General features: G+C 53.7%; 16 protein-coding genes and 2 pseudogenes. 4 read left to right on the top strand and 14 right to left on the bottom strand.

Features of this window, described 5'->3' with window-relative positions; translation table 11 throughout:
* Positions 1–15: 15 nt before the first annotated feature.
* On the top strand, positions 16–459 hold the full coding sequence (locus MRUB_RS10185; RefSeq protein ID WP_013014270.1) for a hypothetical protein: 444 nt from the start codon (positions 16–18) through the stop codon (positions 457–459).
* 3 nt (positions 460–462) lie between these two features.
* On the opposite strand, the gene MRUB_RS10190 is transcribed toward MRUB_RS10185, so the two are convergent.
* Together MRUB_RS10190 and MRUB_RS16345 are read right to left on the bottom strand one after the other, a co-directional pair.
* A complete protein-coding gene (locus MRUB_RS10190) occupies positions 463–1,293 on the bottom strand; it encodes a lipopolysaccharide biosynthesis protein (protein WP_015586822.1) in 831 nt (276 codons plus the stop codon).
* Positions 1,294–1,397: 104 nt separating this feature from the next.
* Positions 1,398–1,979: an O-antigen ligase family protein gene (locus MRUB_RS16345; RefSeq protein ID WP_277188396.1), complete on the bottom strand. Its 582-nt coding sequence runs from the start codon at positions 1,977–1,979 to the stop codon at positions 1,398–1,400.
* On the opposite strand from MRUB_RS16345, the gene MRUB_RS16125 reads away from it, so the two are divergent.
* Positions 1,894–2,073 carry a hypothetical protein gene (locus MRUB_RS16125; protein ID WP_244403975.1) on the top strand — a complete coding sequence of 60 codons (180 nt, stop codon included), beginning with the start codon at positions 1,894–1,896 and terminating at the stop codon, positions 2,071–2,073. The two genes, MRUB_RS16345 and MRUB_RS16125, sit on opposite strands and share 86 nt — an antisense overlap.
* Positions 2,074–2,336: 263 nt before the next feature.
* On the opposite strand, the pseudogene MRUB_RS16350 reads toward MRUB_RS16125, so the two are convergent.
* The 9 genes and pseudogenes from MRUB_RS16350 to MRUB_RS10225 form a co-directional block, all read right to left on the bottom strand.
* Positions 2,337–2,969, bottom strand: a pseudogene (locus MRUB_RS16350) (O-antigen ligase family protein); the annotation flags it as partial.
* 32 nt (positions 2,970–3,001) lie between these two features.
* On the bottom strand, positions 3,002–4,438 hold the full coding sequence (wbaP, locus tag MRUB_RS10200) for an undecaprenyl-phosphate galactose phosphotransferase WbaP (protein WP_425277000.1): 1,437 nt from the start codon (positions 4,436–4,438) through the stop codon (positions 3,002–3,004).
* Complete coding sequence (locus tag MRUB_RS10205; protein ID WP_341871680.1) at positions 4,438–5,577, bottom strand: glycosyltransferase family 4 protein; 1,140 nt, start codon at positions 5,575–5,577, stop codon at positions 4,438–4,440. The genes wbaP and MRUB_RS10205 overlap by 1 nt, the downstream gene beginning before the upstream one ends.
* Positions 5,568–6,368, bottom strand: a complete 801-nt coding sequence (locus MRUB_RS10210; RefSeq protein ID WP_013014275.1) for a glycosyltransferase — start codon at positions 6,366–6,368, stop codon at positions 5,568–5,570. The genes MRUB_RS10205 and MRUB_RS10210 overlap by 10 nt, the downstream gene beginning before the upstream one ends.
* Entirely contained in the window at positions 6,361–7,383 is a 1,023-nt protein-coding gene (locus MRUB_RS15610; RefSeq protein ID WP_013014276.1) for an O-antigen ligase family protein, read from the bottom strand. The genes MRUB_RS10210 and MRUB_RS15610 overlap by 8 nt, the downstream gene beginning before the upstream one ends.
* Before the next feature lie 300 nt (positions 7,384–7,683).
* The gene (locus tag MRUB_RS15615) at positions 7,684–8,562 is read right to left on the bottom strand and encodes a glycosyltransferase family 2 protein (protein ID WP_013014277.1); all 879 of its coding nucleotides are present in this window, start codon (positions 8,560–8,562) and stop codon (positions 7,684–7,686) included.
* Entirely contained in the window at positions 8,555–9,682 is a 1,128-nt protein-coding gene (glf, locus tag MRUB_RS10215) for a UDP-galactopyranose mutase (protein ID WP_013014278.1), read from the bottom strand. Before glf ends, MRUB_RS15615 begins: the two co-directional genes overlap by 8 nt.
* The gene (locus tag MRUB_RS10220; RefSeq protein WP_013014279.1) at positions 9,679–10,953 is read right to left on the bottom strand and encodes an oligosaccharide flippase family protein; all 1,275 of its coding nucleotides are present in this window, start codon (positions 10,951–10,953) and stop codon (positions 9,679–9,681) included. The genes glf and MRUB_RS10220 overlap by 4 nt, the downstream gene beginning before the upstream one ends.
* Before the next feature lie 186 nt (positions 10,954–11,139).
* Entirely contained in the window at positions 11,140–11,691 is a 552-nt protein-coding gene (locus MRUB_RS10225; protein WP_015586816.1) for a GNVR domain-containing protein, read from the bottom strand.
* Here MRUB_RS10225 and MRUB_RS15620 point away from each other — a divergent pair.
* Positions 11,690–12,608 (top strand): annotated as a pseudogene (locus MRUB_RS15620) (IS5 family transposase). The gene MRUB_RS10225 and the pseudogene MRUB_RS15620 sit on opposite strands and share 2 nt — an antisense overlap.
* Before the next feature lie 75 nt (positions 12,609–12,683).
* On the opposite strand, the gene MRUB_RS10240 reads toward MRUB_RS15620, so the two are convergent.
* From MRUB_RS10240 to MRUB_RS10250, 3 genes are read right to left on the bottom strand one after another with little or no spacing between them, the layout of a single operon-like run.
* Positions 12,684–13,427 carry an SDR family oxidoreductase gene (locus tag MRUB_RS10240; protein ID WP_013014281.1) on the bottom strand — a complete coding sequence of 248 codons (744 nt, stop codon included), beginning with the start codon at positions 13,425–13,427 and terminating at the stop codon, positions 12,684–12,686.
* A complete protein-coding gene (gene rfbB, locus MRUB_RS10245; protein ID WP_013014282.1) occupies positions 13,414–14,442 on the bottom strand; it encodes a dTDP-glucose 4,6-dehydratase in 1,029 nt (342 codons plus the stop codon). The genes MRUB_RS10240 and rfbB overlap by 14 nt, the downstream gene beginning before the upstream one ends.
* A gap of 20 nt (positions 14,443–14,462) precedes the next feature.
* On the bottom strand, positions 14,463–14,924 hold the full coding sequence (locus MRUB_RS10250) for a dTDP-4-dehydrorhamnose 3,5-epimerase family protein (protein ID WP_244403976.1): 462 nt from the start codon (positions 14,922–14,924) through the stop codon (positions 14,463–14,465).
* 105 nt (positions 14,925–15,029) lie between these two features.
* On the opposite strand from MRUB_RS10250, the gene MRUB_RS10255 reads away from it, so the two are divergent.
* Entirely contained in the window at positions 15,030–15,854 is an 825-nt protein-coding gene (locus MRUB_RS10255) for a glycosyltransferase family 2 protein (RefSeq protein WP_013014284.1), read from the top strand.
* Position 15,855 lies beyond the last annotated feature (1 nt).

The raw sequence follows: 15,855 nt of genomic DNA on the forward strand, positions 1-15,855 counted from the left end.
AGGTAAACTGGAGCAATGCGCAGGTTCTTCACACCCCCTGTAATTCGGGCCATCGGTCAAATTCTGGCAGTTTCCTACCCTTTGCTGGCGCTTTCCGCCGGGGCTCGCTCAATCTACCAGCTATTCTTCAAGCCCGGTGTGACCGACTACCTACCCCCCATCCTCTCAGCCATCGCAGCGACGGTCTATCTGATAGCCACCGTCGCTTTTGTTATACGCAAGCCCTGGGCCTGGTGGGTTTCGGTCGCTGCCCTGAGCTTTGAGATGGCGGGGGTTTTGCTGGTAGGGACGCTGAGCCTGCTCATGCCAGAGGTAATAGGCCGCACCGTCTGGCACGACTTTGGCATCGACTACGGCTTCCTACCCCTTATCCAGCCGTTGCTCGGGCTCATCTGGTTGTTCTGGCCCGAGAACCGCAGGCTTTTTTTCGGTTCAGCCAGTCAGTCACCCGCACGGTAGGGGTTAGTGCGAACCACTGCTCGCTTCAGAACCGGCTGGCCGGATGGCCTCGGCGATAAAGGCCCACAACACGCCCAGCAGAAGACCCAATGCCCCAGCCACTACGGTAAAGAGCGCCGGTCTGGGAAAACTGGGCCGCAACGGCTCGGCTGGGGGAACCAGAACCTGTACCAACAAAGTCTGGCTCACCAGTTGGCTGGTTGATTGGGGCTGCATCAATAAGTCGTTCAGGGTGCTGATGCGAGCCTCAAGCTGGGCAATCTGTGAGCGCAGGCGCGACTCATCCAGGCTCAGGCTGGTGTAGGCGGGGTTGGTCGCCCGGGCGGTCTGGGGGTCGCTACCCCGGGCCTCGAGAGCAGCGGCGATGGTAGGGTTCGAGATCGCCCGGCCTGGCGCCTGGGCAAGCTCGGCCTGGATGCTCTTGAGCGCGTCGCGGGCGGCCTGGAGGTCGAGCCGGGTCTGGGCCAGGGCCGCCCGCAGATTGGCCTGGGCGCCCTCGAGCAGGTTGCGCTCGAGGTACTTGCGGGCCACATCAAGAATCCGCTCGGCACGCTCGTTGGCTTCAACAGCAGTACGGCCCTCAGCGGTCAGAAACAGCAGACCCCGTTTCTCGTCGAAGCGGGCCTTATAAAATCGGGTGGGGTCATCCACGTCAAGCTGATTGGCCAGCAACCTGGTCTGCTGCAAGTCCACAAACCCCTGGGCCAGACCAGCCAGAGAAGGCAGGTTGTTCAGTAAGCCCTGGTTGGACTGGTTGGCCAGGCTTAGGCTCACTACCACCTGGCTGGTGTAGGTTTTGGGCCAGAGGAGGCTAAAAATAAGCGTAGAAATCATCAGTCCTACGCTTAAAAAGAAAATAAAGCGACTCCATCGCTTAAGGATTAGGTATATATCTCGCAGAGAAACCTCGTCGCCTGATTGTGACGCATCTAAGTTCATCAAGGTATTTTATGCCTATCCTGGAGGAAACTGTCAAATCGGGAAATATAAAAACCCAAAGCCAGCAAAAGTGTGTAGTAAACACCTGCAAAGAAAAAACTAAAATCAAACAGACCCAGCACCAACGCCACAGCAACCAAGGCCAAGACCCGCCCAGCCCGAAGCCTTATCAACCACCCCAACACTCCACCCAACCAGACCAAAAACCCTAGCAAGGCCAGCCCACCCCCCTCAGCCAACAGGTGAAGCCACAAATTATGGGCATGCCCCGTAATGGCCTCGAGGGCACCGTGAGGTCGGTGAATCTGATAATAAACGGGAAAATTGCCGAAACCCACCCCAGTCCAGGGGTACTCGAGAAAAGCCCGGATTGCTACCTGCCATATAACCAACCGAGACTGTGCGCTCGAGTCGAGTGTCGTGGCCTGGCTCAACCGCCCCAACCACTCAGGCTGCCAGGCTAGCAAGAAGGCCCCCCCCACAAGCACCCCTAACATGCTCCAGCGCCAGCGGCCCAGCCCCCACCACCAGATCCCCAGTAGCAGCAACCAGCCCCAAAAAGCCGCCCGGCTACCCGTCACCCAGATCAGCAAACCCGAGACCGCCAGAGCCGCTCCGCCCCAGCGGCTTCCCCCCAGCAACCAGACCAAACCAGCCAGCATAACAGCGGTATGACCTAGCAGGTTGGGTTGTGGGGTGAGACCTGGTGGCCGAAAACCTTCGTAAGGGGGTGAACCAAGCTGCCATAGGGCATATCCGAGGTGTATGCCCATGCCTAATAAAAGCGCACCAGCCATCCAGGATGGTACGAGCTGCTTTAATACACCCCCCCCTTGCAGCACTAAAAACCCCAACAACATCATCCCCAGCCACCACTCCAACCGCCAGCTCAAACTCCGTTCACCCGTTTGTCCCCAGGAAAAAGCACTGGGGCTCGAGCCCACTTCAAGCTTGGCCCAACCCACCTCTAGGTAGCGCCAATCACCGCCAGCATTGAAAAAATCAATAGCACGTAACGAATGATCCCCCTCCTGGGCGGTGTAACTGGCCCACAACCGCCACACCCCTGGTGCCACCGGTTCCATCTGGGTAGGCACTGGATGATGGCCGGTGTTGGTAAAAAAAGTTATTTGAAAGCGTGCTTCCTTACCATCGTGCCGCAGGTAGAAGCTTTGGGTATAGGTTTGGCCTGGTGTTATTGGGTACCAGTTATCCGTCAAAAATTCGCTTTGCTCGAGCCCCGAGGCAGGGTTCCAGCGGGGCAAGCGCCAAAAACCCTCTCCCACCTGCTGGGCCCACCCACCTGCGCCATCTTGGTGGTTCCAGCCAAACAGGTTTTCTAGTGCTTGTACCACTAGCAAGTTCGCTGCAACAGGGCCCGTAGCCGATTCGATATAAGCCGGTTGCTGCGGAAGTTTGTACAGGCTCTGCGGGGCCCAAACCTGCCCCACCCCACCCAGTAGCATGAGCGCCAGAAACAACCACCCGCCCCCCACGCCCTGCCGCTGTAGCACCAACCCGGCGCCCACCAGCCCAAACAAAACCGCTGCCACAGCAGGCCACAAGGGCATAAAAAGCAGCGGTAAATACAAAAACCACCTCTTCAATAGGCCCCCTTACCAAACAGCACTACCCAGACCGTGCGGGCCAGGATATAAAGATCAAGCCAGGGTGACCAGTTGCGCACGTAGTAGATATCCATTGCTACCCGTTCAGCATACGTCGTATCATTGCGTCCAGAAACTTGCCATAAGCCAGTCAGGCCGGGGCGAACCCTGGTATACAAGCTAAAGTGGGAACCATACCGCTTAATCTCATCATCTACAATGGGTCTCGGCCCCACCAAGCTCATCTCACCTTTCAAAACATTCCATAATTGGGGCAACTCATCCAGGCTGGTTTTGCGTAAAAATCTTCCCACACGGGTAACCCTGGGGTCGTTCTTCAATTTTTGATCGTGCTCCCACTCCGCTTTCAGTTCGGGGTATCGTTGCAAGTATTCTGCCAGTAATCGATCCGCGTCCCGCACCATGGAGCGAAATTTCCAAGCCCTAAAGCGATTTGCAGACAACCCCACCCGCCACTGGCTATAAAGCACTGAGCCAGGTGAGTCCAGACGAATCAGCAAGCCAATGACGGCAAGCACCAAAGCCACAGGCAAAGCAAAAGTTATCACCAAGGCAATATCTATAGCCCGTTTGACCAGGCGGGGCCCCGGCAAAAGAAGCCTCTGGCGAAGCTCGAGCCCCAACACACCACCCAAATCCCGCGCTGTCAACCACAGGCTGGAGAAACCGAAGAGATCCGGAATCAAAATCAAATGGGGGAAAGTACCCCCATGGGTTTCCAGGAGCTCCAGTAGGCGGTCTCGAGGAACCCCCGGCATGGCTATAATCGCGTGCCGAACACCCGTTAGGGCAAATTCCCGAGCCCGCTCGAGGCCCCCCAGCACCGGCACCCCACCTATTGCCCTCCCTTGCTTGGCTGGGTCGTCGTCAAGCAAGGCAATGGGCTTGAGCCCCAAACCCGGCTGTTTCTGCAACGCCCGCACCACCTCTTCCCCAGTTTTACCTGCCCCCAGCACCAGCACCGCCGCCCCCCACCAAGGCCTGCGGGCAAAAAGCTCACGCACCAGCGCCCGGCCCAGCGGCACCAGCACAAGCGCCAGCCCCCAAGCAAACACAAAGGCCCCCCGAGAGTAATCAGCCCCTGCTTTGTACATAAACGTGGCAGCTCCCAGGATTACAAAAACCAGGCTCGTGGAATAAGAAAGACGGCGTAACTCCTCAGGAGGGGCAATACCCACACCATACAAGCCTGCCAGGGCATACGCCAGCGGAAAGAGCAGCAAAGCGGGCCAGAGATCAACATACAAATCCCAAAGCAAGCTCCGATCCCAGAGGTAGCGCAGCCAAATGGCCAGCCCCATCGTGAGGACAGTAGTACAAACATCGCTAGTCAAAAGTAGCGCCGACGTAAGAGCGCTAGATGGCTGCTGGGATGTAATCGGTGAGGTGCTAATTTGCGTGCGCATAAGCATTATGCGACAAGTTGTTTGTACAAAGCAATAGTGGAATCTACCATGTTATCTACGCTAAACGCTTGTACACGCTCGAGGCTCTTTTGTCCAAATCGCCGGCGCATCTCCGCATCCTCCAGTAGCTTGCAGATCGATTCTGACAGAGCTTGCACATTACCCACGGGTACAATAAATCCATTTTCTCCATTGGCAATAGCTTCCTCGCTACCTCCCACACGGGTAGATACAACCGGAAGGCCCTCAGCCATAGCTTCCAGGAGCACATAGGGAAACCCTTCGTAGTTACTCGGCAGCACAAATACATCAAAAGCCCGCATGGCAAGCCGACCATCCATAAAGCCGGGCCAAATCACCCGGTCAATAAGACCGAGTTCATCCGCACGAGCTAGCAGGCTTTGCTTTAATACACCATCTCCAACCATCACCAGACGGGCTAGAGGAAAACAAGAAGCGACCTTTGCAAAAGCTTCCAGTAGTAAATGAGGCGATTTCTGCTGAGAAAAGCGGCCTACGAACCCCACTACCAACTCGTCTTGTTTAAGACTCAAACTCGCGCGAATACCCCCTTTTGTCCCTTCAACATCATGCTCCAACTTTATCCCATTAGGAATCAGATGGGTTTTGCGAGATCTATAGCCCAGCCGATGCGCTTCTGCCAACTCATCCTTGGATACTGCAATGAGTGCATCAGTCCGGTAAGCCAGTATTCTTTCCATTAACCCATAAACAAGCCGCTCTAAACCACCCAAGCTTGGAGCAAGCGTTACAAACGCATGTGGCGTATAGACTACGCTAACTTTATTCCATAGCCCCAATAAACGAGCTATACCACCCGCCTTCGAGCTGTGTCCATGAACAATATCAAAACCTTTCTGCTGTGTGATATAAGAGTTCAGCAGACTGAGCGCCTTAATATCGCCGGGATGGGGTGCGCGCCGCATGGAAAGTTCATAGCATTGTATGCCCGCCTTTTCTAGTACTGGTAGCGCCTTGCGAAAAATATCGTCCATCCTTAAGGAAGAATAAGCCAAATGCACCTCTAGCCCACGGCCAACCAATCCAAGGCAGAGATCGGCCACATGGCGTGCTGTACCCCCACCTGTGGCCTCGAGGATATGGAGCACTCGCATTAGAGCCATCCCCTCTTGTTCTCAAGCTTCGTTTTGAGATTCAGCACCCACGCAACAGGTATATAAAGCAGCAAGGTGTTCTTCAGAACGCCCAGCCAGCTCTCTTTTTTCCAGGGGTCAAAGTAGCGAAGCATAACCCTGAGTCTACTCAAAACCTGCCTACGTCGCTTGGATAGGGAGATTCCTGTGGGGTTTACCTCACACTGCACAACGTACTCATCAAGGTTCGCTACTTTGTATCTCCGAGCCATGCGGAAAAAGAGTTCGAAGTCCTCTGCTGCTTTGTACTGATCGCTGTAGAGACCGATTTCTCTGAGAACCGCAGTACGCCACATCACTGCAGGATGGATAAAGCAGTTGCGTGCATGCATAATACGGCGTATATCCTTATATTCTGTAGGAAAACGCTCTCTAAAAACCTCCCGCCCCGATATATCCACAAACCGCACTTGTCCCCCAATCAAGACGTAGTCTGGGTGGGATTCTAAAAAGCGGAGCTGTTTGGTAAATCTCCCAGGCAAGACTATGTCCCCCGCATCCAGCCGGGCCACATATTCATATTTGCCTTCCAAAATCCACTTCAAACCGTAGTTCAGGGCATGCTCAATACCCTGGTTTTGCTGCAAACGTAGCAGGAAAATCCGATGGGGCTCTGGCACTTTCGGCTGACTTATAGGAGGTTCACTCCCATCATCCACCACCACCACATCCAAGGGCACCTCGGTAGGAAGGGTGGAAAGGGAACGCTCGAGGCCAGTTTGGTTGTTATAGACAGGTATTAGTAAGGCTACCTTACACATCACCCATTCTCCCAACCTTTTTATTTCTAGAAGAAATAAAAATCCCCATCACAAACCAAAACAAGGGTTCCGCACCTCTAAATTGCACAAGACTAGCCACAAAATATAGTACTATGTAGGTTCCTATCTCGTCTTTTTTTGTAAGTATGTGGCTTCGCCTTAGTACAAAAGAAACAAAACAAAGCCAGATAAGCAATCCTAGAGGGCCAAAATCTAAAAGCACTTGAAGAAAATAATTATGTACATTATCCTCCAAAAAATCTTTGTTAGTTATCCATTCAATTGCTGTTATGGCATTTCCGGCTCCAAAGCCGGTTATCGGCATTTGTTGAATTGCCGTTATAGCCCCAGACCACATTTCTAATCGAGTGACAGAGCCAGTTTCCTGACCAATTTGCATAAACCTCTCAAAGCTATGCGGATTAACTAAGTACACAAATATACCTGATAGCAAGATCATGCAGAAGAAGGCAACAAATGTACGCCAGCGTCGCTCAGAGATGAGTTCCAGCAACGCAAGGACAATTCCTAGCAATATTGCAGCACGACTAGCATAAAGAACGGATATAGCTAAGCTTAGGAACCAAAAAGACCAAAAAAACTTGCTTCTTCTAAAGAAAGCAGCATTCATGACTAGCCAGGTAGCTTCTAGATTAGGTCCGCCACCATACAACCAAAAAAGTTCTGGATGAGCATAGGGGTCTTGCAGATACTCATAAATATCCTGCCACGAAAAAAGTATCTTGATCAAGGTCGCAAGCAATAGCAATCCAGAAGCCATACGTAAGGCTAATACAATTGATTCGTACTTAAAAATGCGCCCAATTTGCCCTCCCAAAATACAAACCAGAAAAGCAAAAAAGTAGTTTAAGATTAACAAGCTGTGCGTAAATGGCTTTGTAGTTACTAAAGATATAATGGAAGATGAAAACAAGTAAAAAAAGAAGGCAAAAAGCGGTAGCCATTTGGAAATATTTATTCGCATCACTACTGGAGATACAATCAATAAAATCATTGCAAAAATGTGAAATGGTTTTATAGAAATGGAATAAAAGTTGATAGAAAAAGCCTGCACACTCAAAAGAAAAAAATAAAAGCAATAAAGATAACGTGGAATGTGTGTTTGTTAAGGCTCATTCTTAAGAACATTTTTGTCCTATCTCCATCGATCACTTCGATTACTTTTACTTTCCAGACTCTAACCTAAGGATGCCTCATTTTTTGGTCAAAGAATCATTCCCAAGCGATCCTAACCCGAAGGGTACCTCCTTATAGATTCTGAGTACCGTTTTCTTTGGAAAATAACCTTTAGATTTCACATAGGCCTCCTAAAGATACCATCGACAATTCCCTTTGTTATGCACAACCAAGCAATCGGAATAAATTTATTGTGCTTCAAAAATTCCCATACACTCTTTAGTAAACGAAGACTATATATAGCTTTTTCTCTTGGGTAAAGGGAATTGCTTTTTAACAACCACACCTTGTTGCGAACCTCAAAATAAAATCTGTCTGGCCTACCACTCGTAGTTGGGTTATACTTTCTTAAAGTTTTATGTATCACCACACTTTTTGGAACTAAGAAGCCTAGGCCTTCCTTCAATATACGAGAAGTATATTCAACATCATCGTTCCAAATAAAGTATCTTTTGAGTGGTAAGCCATATTTACCTACAGCTTGCTGCGAAACTAGGATCGAAACAAAAGAAGCGCTTCTTATAGGTAAAAAGCCTAGTTCAACAGCGCGTAATGTAATCTGCGTATTTTTACATTCGGGATTTAAAGTATTCATGGGGTGGGGGGTTTGATCAAGCCATAACACTGCACTAGCCAATATGCTTATCTCCCCTATTGCCCAAGATAAAATTGATATGGGCTTCAATAATTCTTCCAGGGCTTTTGATTCTGCTATTGTATCGTCATCCATCAGCCAAAGCCAATCAAATCCTTTTGCATATGCTTGTTTTATGCCCTCGTAAAAGCCGCCTGCACCCCCACTATTCTCAGCCAGGCTTAGCAACTCTACTTGGGGAAAGGCTTGCTTCACCATCTCTGCTGTTCCATCGGTAGAAGCATTATCCACCACCAGTACATGATCGGGAGGACGTGTTTGAGAAAGAACCGCCTGAAGGCACTCTTTCAGAAGCTCTTTACGGTTATATGTCACAATCACTGCGCAAACCCGTTCAGCCATGTGCGATCTCCTCAAATAGCTTGAGAGCCCTTGCCACTGCCTGATCCATGTTGTAATACTTGTAGTCCGCTAAGCGGCCCGCAAAAAGCACACTGCCCCCTAGCTTTGCCGCTTCCTTCTCATAAAGGGAGTAACGCAAGCGGTTTTCTTCCCTAGGGATAGGATAGTAAGGCTCAAAATTGATATTTTCTGGTTGGTAAGCCTGAGGGTATTCAACAATTAATGTTGTCCAAGGTAATCGCTGACCAGTGAGGTGCTTCAGTTCAGTAGTACGTGTAAAGTCGTATTCGTTAGGATAATTCAGCGTACCCACCTCTTGTTGCCATTCTCTGTCAAAAGTTAAAAACTCAAACCTCAGGCTTCGATACGGCAAAGAACCATGCATGTAGTCAAAATAAACATCTATAGGACCAGTATAAATCATTCGATTGAAGCGAATTTCTCTCACAATTTCACGATAATCGGTATTAAGTAAAACCTTTATGTTTTTATGAGATAAGATGCGTCCAAACATGGCCGTATATCCCTGTTTGGGCATAGCCTGGTAAGTATCCTGGAAGTAGCGGTCATCCCGACTAATGTAGACTGGAACTCGCCCAGTAACCGAAGGATCTAGTTCCTCTGGTGTGAGTTCCCACTGTTTTATGGTATAGCCATAGAAGATATTCTTGTAAATGTAATCAGCCAGGAAGCGTAGCTCTTCATCTTTGGCCTCTTTCATCTTGAGAATCGGCACCTTAACCCCAAAACCATACGTGCAAATCAGCTTTTCCTCTAAGCGCTCTGCGTACTTGGGAGGGAAAAGCGCATAAAGAGAGTTGAGGTTGAAAGGTACAGGAACCAACTTACCCTCTACTGAAGCCAACACCCGATGGTAATAGGGGCGCCACTCAGTAAATTGTGAAAGGTAGTCCCGAACTTTTTTGCTGTTAGTGTGAAAGATATGGGGGCCGTATTTATGTACCAACACCCCGTGCTCATTGTAATAGTCATAGGCATTGCCACCTATGTGATTTCTTTTTTCAACAACCAGCACCTTTTGATCTAGCTGCGAAGCTATACGTTCGGCCAACACAGCCCCAGTAAAACCTGCACCAACGATAAGCCAGTCTACTTTCATGTGTGTTTCTCCATCTGCCAAGGTGCTTTACCATTACGCCATAAGTAAAGACCCATAGCTCCTGTTACAAACATCTCTACTGCAACTACCACATAAGCCATACCAATAAAGCCCATGCCAGGCACCAGTAACAAGGCTAATAGGAGGTTCAGCAAACCCGCAAACAAGATTATGGAATTAAATGCGCGATCGAGTCCCAAAGCCAGCATCCATTGGATACCAAGAGCGTTTGATAGTGCAACCAACGGTAATAGAAATGCCAGTACGCGCATTATGGGAACCGCTCCCTCGTAACCTGAACCCAGCAGCAAGTGTACGATTAGAGGAGCCAATACAGCTACCAGTAAAGCGCCTCCAAGCCCAACAAAACCCATTAGAAAGATTAACCGACGAGCAAGCTGGGCCGCGTCGCGAGGAGCATGTACTACCAAATGGCTCAACCGAGGAAAGAAAAGGCGGTTTATTGGCTCCACCATACCCAACACAGCTTTGGTCAATCGTTCAGCACCTGCATATAAGGCTACTTGCTGAGGCGGTAAGAACAACCCAAGGATAAAAACATTCCCAACCGTGTAAAGACTCACCGCACTACGAAAGAAAAACATGCTCCATCCGGATTTAAGGGCCTCTCCTACTTCCGATAATTTCGGCCAGCAGAGTCCCACCTCTCGCGAAACTAGCCAGAGGGCCGCTCCACTAGCGAATGTCGAAGCCACACCTTGCAAAAACAATACCTTCCAGGCATCGGTGGGGGTGCGTACAAACACGAACATAAAGGCCAAGGCAGCTAGTTTGGTAGCAACCTCGAGTCCCGCCACCAGGCGCAGGCGCTCCACACCTTGAAAAAACCACACCGGACTAAAACCCCACGCCACCGCCCAGAACACTCCACACCATAACAGGCGGAAATCGTGTCGCAAATTGTCTACCCATAAGCTCAGTAGGAACGCCAAGCCAGCTGCTACCAACGCCAGCAACAGCTTAGCCCCCATAACACCAGCCAATATTTCGGAAAGTCGGCCCTTATCATCACGGTAACGAGCTACAGCTCGTGTGGCCGAAAGATTGAAGCCGTACTCAATGAGGAGGCTCAGGTACTGGGCAAACGACTGCACCACTGCCAAGGCCCCAAAACCCTCTGGCCCCAGCACTCGAGCTAGGTAAGGAAGTGTAATAAGCGGCAGCAAGTAATTCGCAAACTGCACTCCATAAAGCGCCAGGAGGTTTTGCGCTGTGCGCCCCCGGAAAACCTGGCTCAGCTTAGCAACCATTTACAAAACACTCCTCAAGCCAAAGCACCTGACCCCTTAGTCCCAGCTTCGGTGAATTCTGCAAAAAGTCAATCGGTTCTGCCAGGCAAAGCGGGTTAGACGTCCTGAACCACATCAGCGCATTGTAGCAGCAACCCTAAAAGTTTCTATGTTTATTCTGTACTGAGGCAGCTTCGCCAATCGCACTCACGCCTCACCCCCAGCAACCCCTGGCTTAAGCCGGGGTTCCCCTCGCAAGGCCTCGGCCAGGAAGACCCACAAGAGGGCCGCAAGGAAACCCAGTACCAATGCACCTAGCGCAATCAAGAGCCGTTTGGGTGATATCGGTTGGTAGATGGGATAAGCCGGGGCGATCACCTGGGTCAGGGAATTCTGCGTGCTAGACAGCTCAATTTGCAGGTCGGTTTTTTTCTGTACCAAGGCCAGGTAGGTGTTCTTAGCCAGCTCGAGGGCTTGGTTGGCTTCATCGGACTCCATCTGGGCTTTAGCTAGACGGGCTTTGAGCACCGCTATGCGCGCGTCCACCTGCGCAATGCGGGCCTCGAGGCTTGATCTACGCGCAGAGAGGCGAGCCTCTTCCGCCTGCGCATCAATGAGCGCCGAGCGCAAGCGCTGGTACTCAGGGTTAAGGCTATCAAAGCTGACCTCACGGGCCGATAGCTGTGCTATTTGGTCGAAGCGAGCACGTAGGGCCTCAGAGACTGTCTTAATACCCTCCCTCATGCTATAGTCGCGCATGGAACTCAGAGAAAGCCGCTACCCCAGTGATCTGACCGACCAGGAATGGGCCATCCTGGCACCCCTGATGCCCCAGCCCTCCGCCGCCCCCCATCGCCCCAGGGAGCATCCCTGGCGGGAAATCCTGAACGGCCTCTTCTACATCACCCGCGCCGGTTGCGCCTGGCGCAGGATGCCCTGCGACCTGCCCCACTGGAAAACCGTCTATCACTACTTCCGTTTGTGGCGCAAATCTGGTTTCCTGCAACAGATACACACCACCCTGCGCGAGAAAACCCGCCGTAAAGCAGGACGCCTGCCCGAACCCAGTGCGGGGATTCTGGACAGCCAGAGCGTGAAAACCTCGGGAAAAGGGGGGTCAGGGGATATGACGCGGGCAAGAAGGTAAAGGGGCGCAAACGGCATCTGCTGGTGGATACCCAGGGGCTGGTGCTGGGGGTCAAGGTGCTGCCCGCCCACCTCACGGATGCGGAGGGCGGGCGAGAGCTGCTGGAGGGGGCCAGGGGGCTGTCGAAGCGGTTATCGCATCTGTTTGTGGATGGGGGCTACAAGCGCAGGTTCGAGGAATGGGTTCGGCGCACCTTGGGCTGGAAGGTGGAGGTGGTGCGCAGGCCGGATGCCAACTTCCGGGGGATTTGGTGGCCTAAAGACCAGCCTCTTCCGGAGGACTTGGAGGAGGAGCTGCGGAAGAGGACGCGGGGGCATCGGGGGTTTGTGGTGATTCCCCGCAGATGGGTGGTGGAGCGCACCTTACGCAGACAAGCGTGCCTCCGCACACGGAGGCACGTCTGCTTGGCCCTGCCTGGCTCAGTTTCAGCCGCCGGCTGAACCGGGACTATGAGCTTCTACCCGAGAGCTCAGAAACCTTCATCTACACGGCAATGATCCGGCTTATGGTCAGAAGATTGGCCTCCTAGAAAGTATTAAGACAGTCTCTTAGAGGGCTCGAGGTTCGCTTCCGGGCTTCATAGCTTCAAGAACGAGCGCCAGTCTCACGCAGAATCCCAGCTACTGAGCAGGCTTCGCCAGCGGCTGATATCCAGCGATACGTCCTCGGGCAGCGCCACCAAGGCCTCCTGGCGGCGGGCCGGCTCTACAGCGGGCCGGGTGCGCAGGGCCAGCTCGTAGGCCGACTTGCGCTCAGTGGCAATATGGAGGGTGGCGTAGGGGATGCGATGGAGGTTTTGCAGGGCCAGGGCAATCTGGGGGGCGATGACCTCAAGGTAGTCCTGGCTGGTATAAAGATCGGTGTAAGCCGTGGGGTACGGCCAGGGCGAAGGGCGGAAAGAGGTGCGGATAATCAGGTGACGTGAAAGCAGCCGCACCAGCTCCTCGGCTACCAGCTTGGAAAGCGCGTAGTAGTTGCGCACCGGCCCCACCGGGTCTTCCTCCCGGTAGCCCCCCACATCCCCCCAGAACACATAATCGGTTGAGATGTGGACAAAGTGCAGGTCGTGCCCCAGGGCAGCCCGAACCAGGTTACGGGTACCCTCCACATTCACCCTCCAGCAAAGGGCTTTTTCGATCTCGGCCCCGGCCACGTTGGTATAAGCCGCCGCATGCACCACGACCTTGGGCTGATACTTCGCAAAAGCCCGCTCAACGCTGGATGGGTCGGTGATATCCAGCTCTGCGCGACTGGGTGCGATAAGCTCAGGCAGCAACTCCCGCAGCGCCGTTCCCAGCCGGCCCGTTCCGCCAGTCAGGAGTATTCCCCCAGTTTCAGCGCTGCCCATACCAGGTCTGCATGAGGCTCTGGTGTTCTTTTTTCGCACGCACCCGCTGCCACCAGCTGGGGTTCTGCACGTACCATTCGATGGTTTCTGCTAAACCCCGGCTAAAGCTGTAGCGGCGCACCCAGCCCAGGGCCTCGGCCTTGGAAGGATCTACCGAGTAGCGGTAGTCGTGGCCAGGCCGGTCAGCCACAAACTTCTTTAGGGTTGCGGGTTTGCCCAAAGCGGCCAGGATGGCCTCTGCCACCTGAACGCCGCTGACCTGCTCCCGCGCCCCTAGGTTGTAGGCTTCTCCAGCAGCCCCCCGGTGCAAAACCAGGTCTATACCGGCTGCGTGATCCAGTGCGTGCATATAGTCGCGCACCGCCGAGCCATCACCGTAGATGGGCAGGGGCTTATCTTCCAGGGCGTTGGTGATGAACAAAGGGATGATCTTCTCGGGGTACTGGTAGGGGCCGTAGGTATTGGAGCCGCGCGTAATTACCACGTCCAGCCCATGCGAGATGCCGTAGGCCAGCACCAGGTGCTCGGCCCCGGCCTTGGAGGCCGCGTAAGGCGAGCGGGGCCGAAAGGGATCGGTCTCAAGGGAGTGCCGGTCGGTACCGCTGAGATCGCCGTAGACCTCGTCGGTGGATACCTGCAAAAAGCGGCGCACTCCCGCCTGGCGGGCGGCCTCGAGCAGCACCAGGGTGCCCTCGATATTGGTTCGCACAAACGCTCGAGCGTCCAGCAAGCTGCGATCCACGTGGCTCTCGGCGGCAAAGTTAAGCACCGCATCGGCCCCTTGCAGGGCTTTCCGGGCATCGGCAGGGTTGGCGATATCACCCTGGATGAACTCAATCCGGTGCAACACGGCTTCCAGGTTCTCCAGATTGCCCGCATAGGTGAGCTTGTCCAGCACCACAATCTGCCAATCGGGGTGGGCCGAGAGCGCATAGTGCACGTAGTTGGCCCCAATAAACCCGGCTCCCCCGGTAACCACCACCCGTTTGAACTGTTTTTGAACGGTCTTATCCATGCTTCACACCAAAGTTTGCACTAACCCCGATCCTCAGCCCACAGCTCGGCCCCAAAAAAGTCCCAGGGCAGGCGGCCTTCGTTGGGGTCGGAGGGGTTGAACTGGTCGTTCATGGCATACAGCAGCAGCGCACCCTGGTGGCCTGCGCGGTAGCCGTGGGCCACGCCCGAAGGGATGTATAAAAGCGAGGGCGCCTCGCCGGAAAGCAGGAAGGAGCGCTTGGTGCCTTTGGTTGGGGAGTCGGCGCGCACATCCACCAACCACACCAGCAAGGCCCCCTGCACCACACACCATAGCTCGTCCTGGGTGCGCTTGGGGTGCAGGTGAAAGGCATTAATGCGGCCTGGAACCGCCCAGGAAAGCGAAATTTGGCGGGCTTCGAAGGGAAGCGGGAAACCCTCTACCCGCCCATCCTTCAGGCGCAGGTACTCCATGAAGGCCCCCTCGAGGGCCCGGTGTTTTTGTAGGGGCTGGTGAACCACGCCGGCATGGGGGCCGCCTTGGGGTAATTCTGGTAGGTTAGATGCGCCAGGGCCTTATCATCAAGTTTCATCAATGACTTATCTTATGCCATAGCAGCCTTCACCATGAGCCAAGACTTCTCTATCCTGATCGTATCGCACAACACCCAGGGCATCCTTAGCGAGTGCCTGCAAAGGCTCAAGACCCACTACCCACACGCCGAGCTGATCGTGGCCGACTCAGGCTCCACCGACGGCAGCCCCGACTGGGTAGCGGCCTCCTACCCCGAGGTGCGGCTGCTGCGCCTGCCCAACCGCGGCTACGCCTACGCCGTCAACCGGGGCCTGGAGGTAGCCCAGAGGCCCTGGGTGGTGGAGATGAACAGCGACGTGTACCTGGAGCAGGGCGACCTCGAGGCCCTGCAGATGGCTTTAGAGGCCAACCCCAGGGCCGCCATGGCCGGGCCTACCCTCTACACCCCCCAGGGGCGGCTACAGTCGTTTGGCCCGCTGTATGCCCCCAACTACTGGAACCTGCGCCGCCCCAGGGCCGTCGGTTGGGTATCCGGTGCGCTCATTATGGCCCGTCAATCAGCCCTACAGGAGATTGGCGGGATGGACGAGCGCTTTTTTTTCTACAACGAAGACCTCGAGTGGTGTACAAGGGCCCGCCGCAAGGGCTGGCAGGTTTTGCTCGTACCGCGCCGGGTGCTCCACCTGGGGGGCAGCTCCACCCCCAAAGACCCCCGCTTTATCGCCGAGGGCTACCGGGGCGGCCTGCTGTTCACGCGGGATTACTACCCATACCTGCATGGGCTACACCGAAAAGCGGTCTGGCTCGAGGCCCATCTGCGCCTGTGGTTCGAGGCACATCCTATGCGCAAAGAAAGCTATCGGCTCCTCTTGGATCGGCTAAATGGTGAGCACCTGGATGTGCCCTTTCTGCCCTAGG

This window comes from Meiothermus ruber DSM 1279 (assembly GCF_000024425.1).
Lineage (GTDB): Bacteria > Deinococcota > Deinococci > Deinococcales > Thermaceae > Meiothermus > Meiothermus ruber.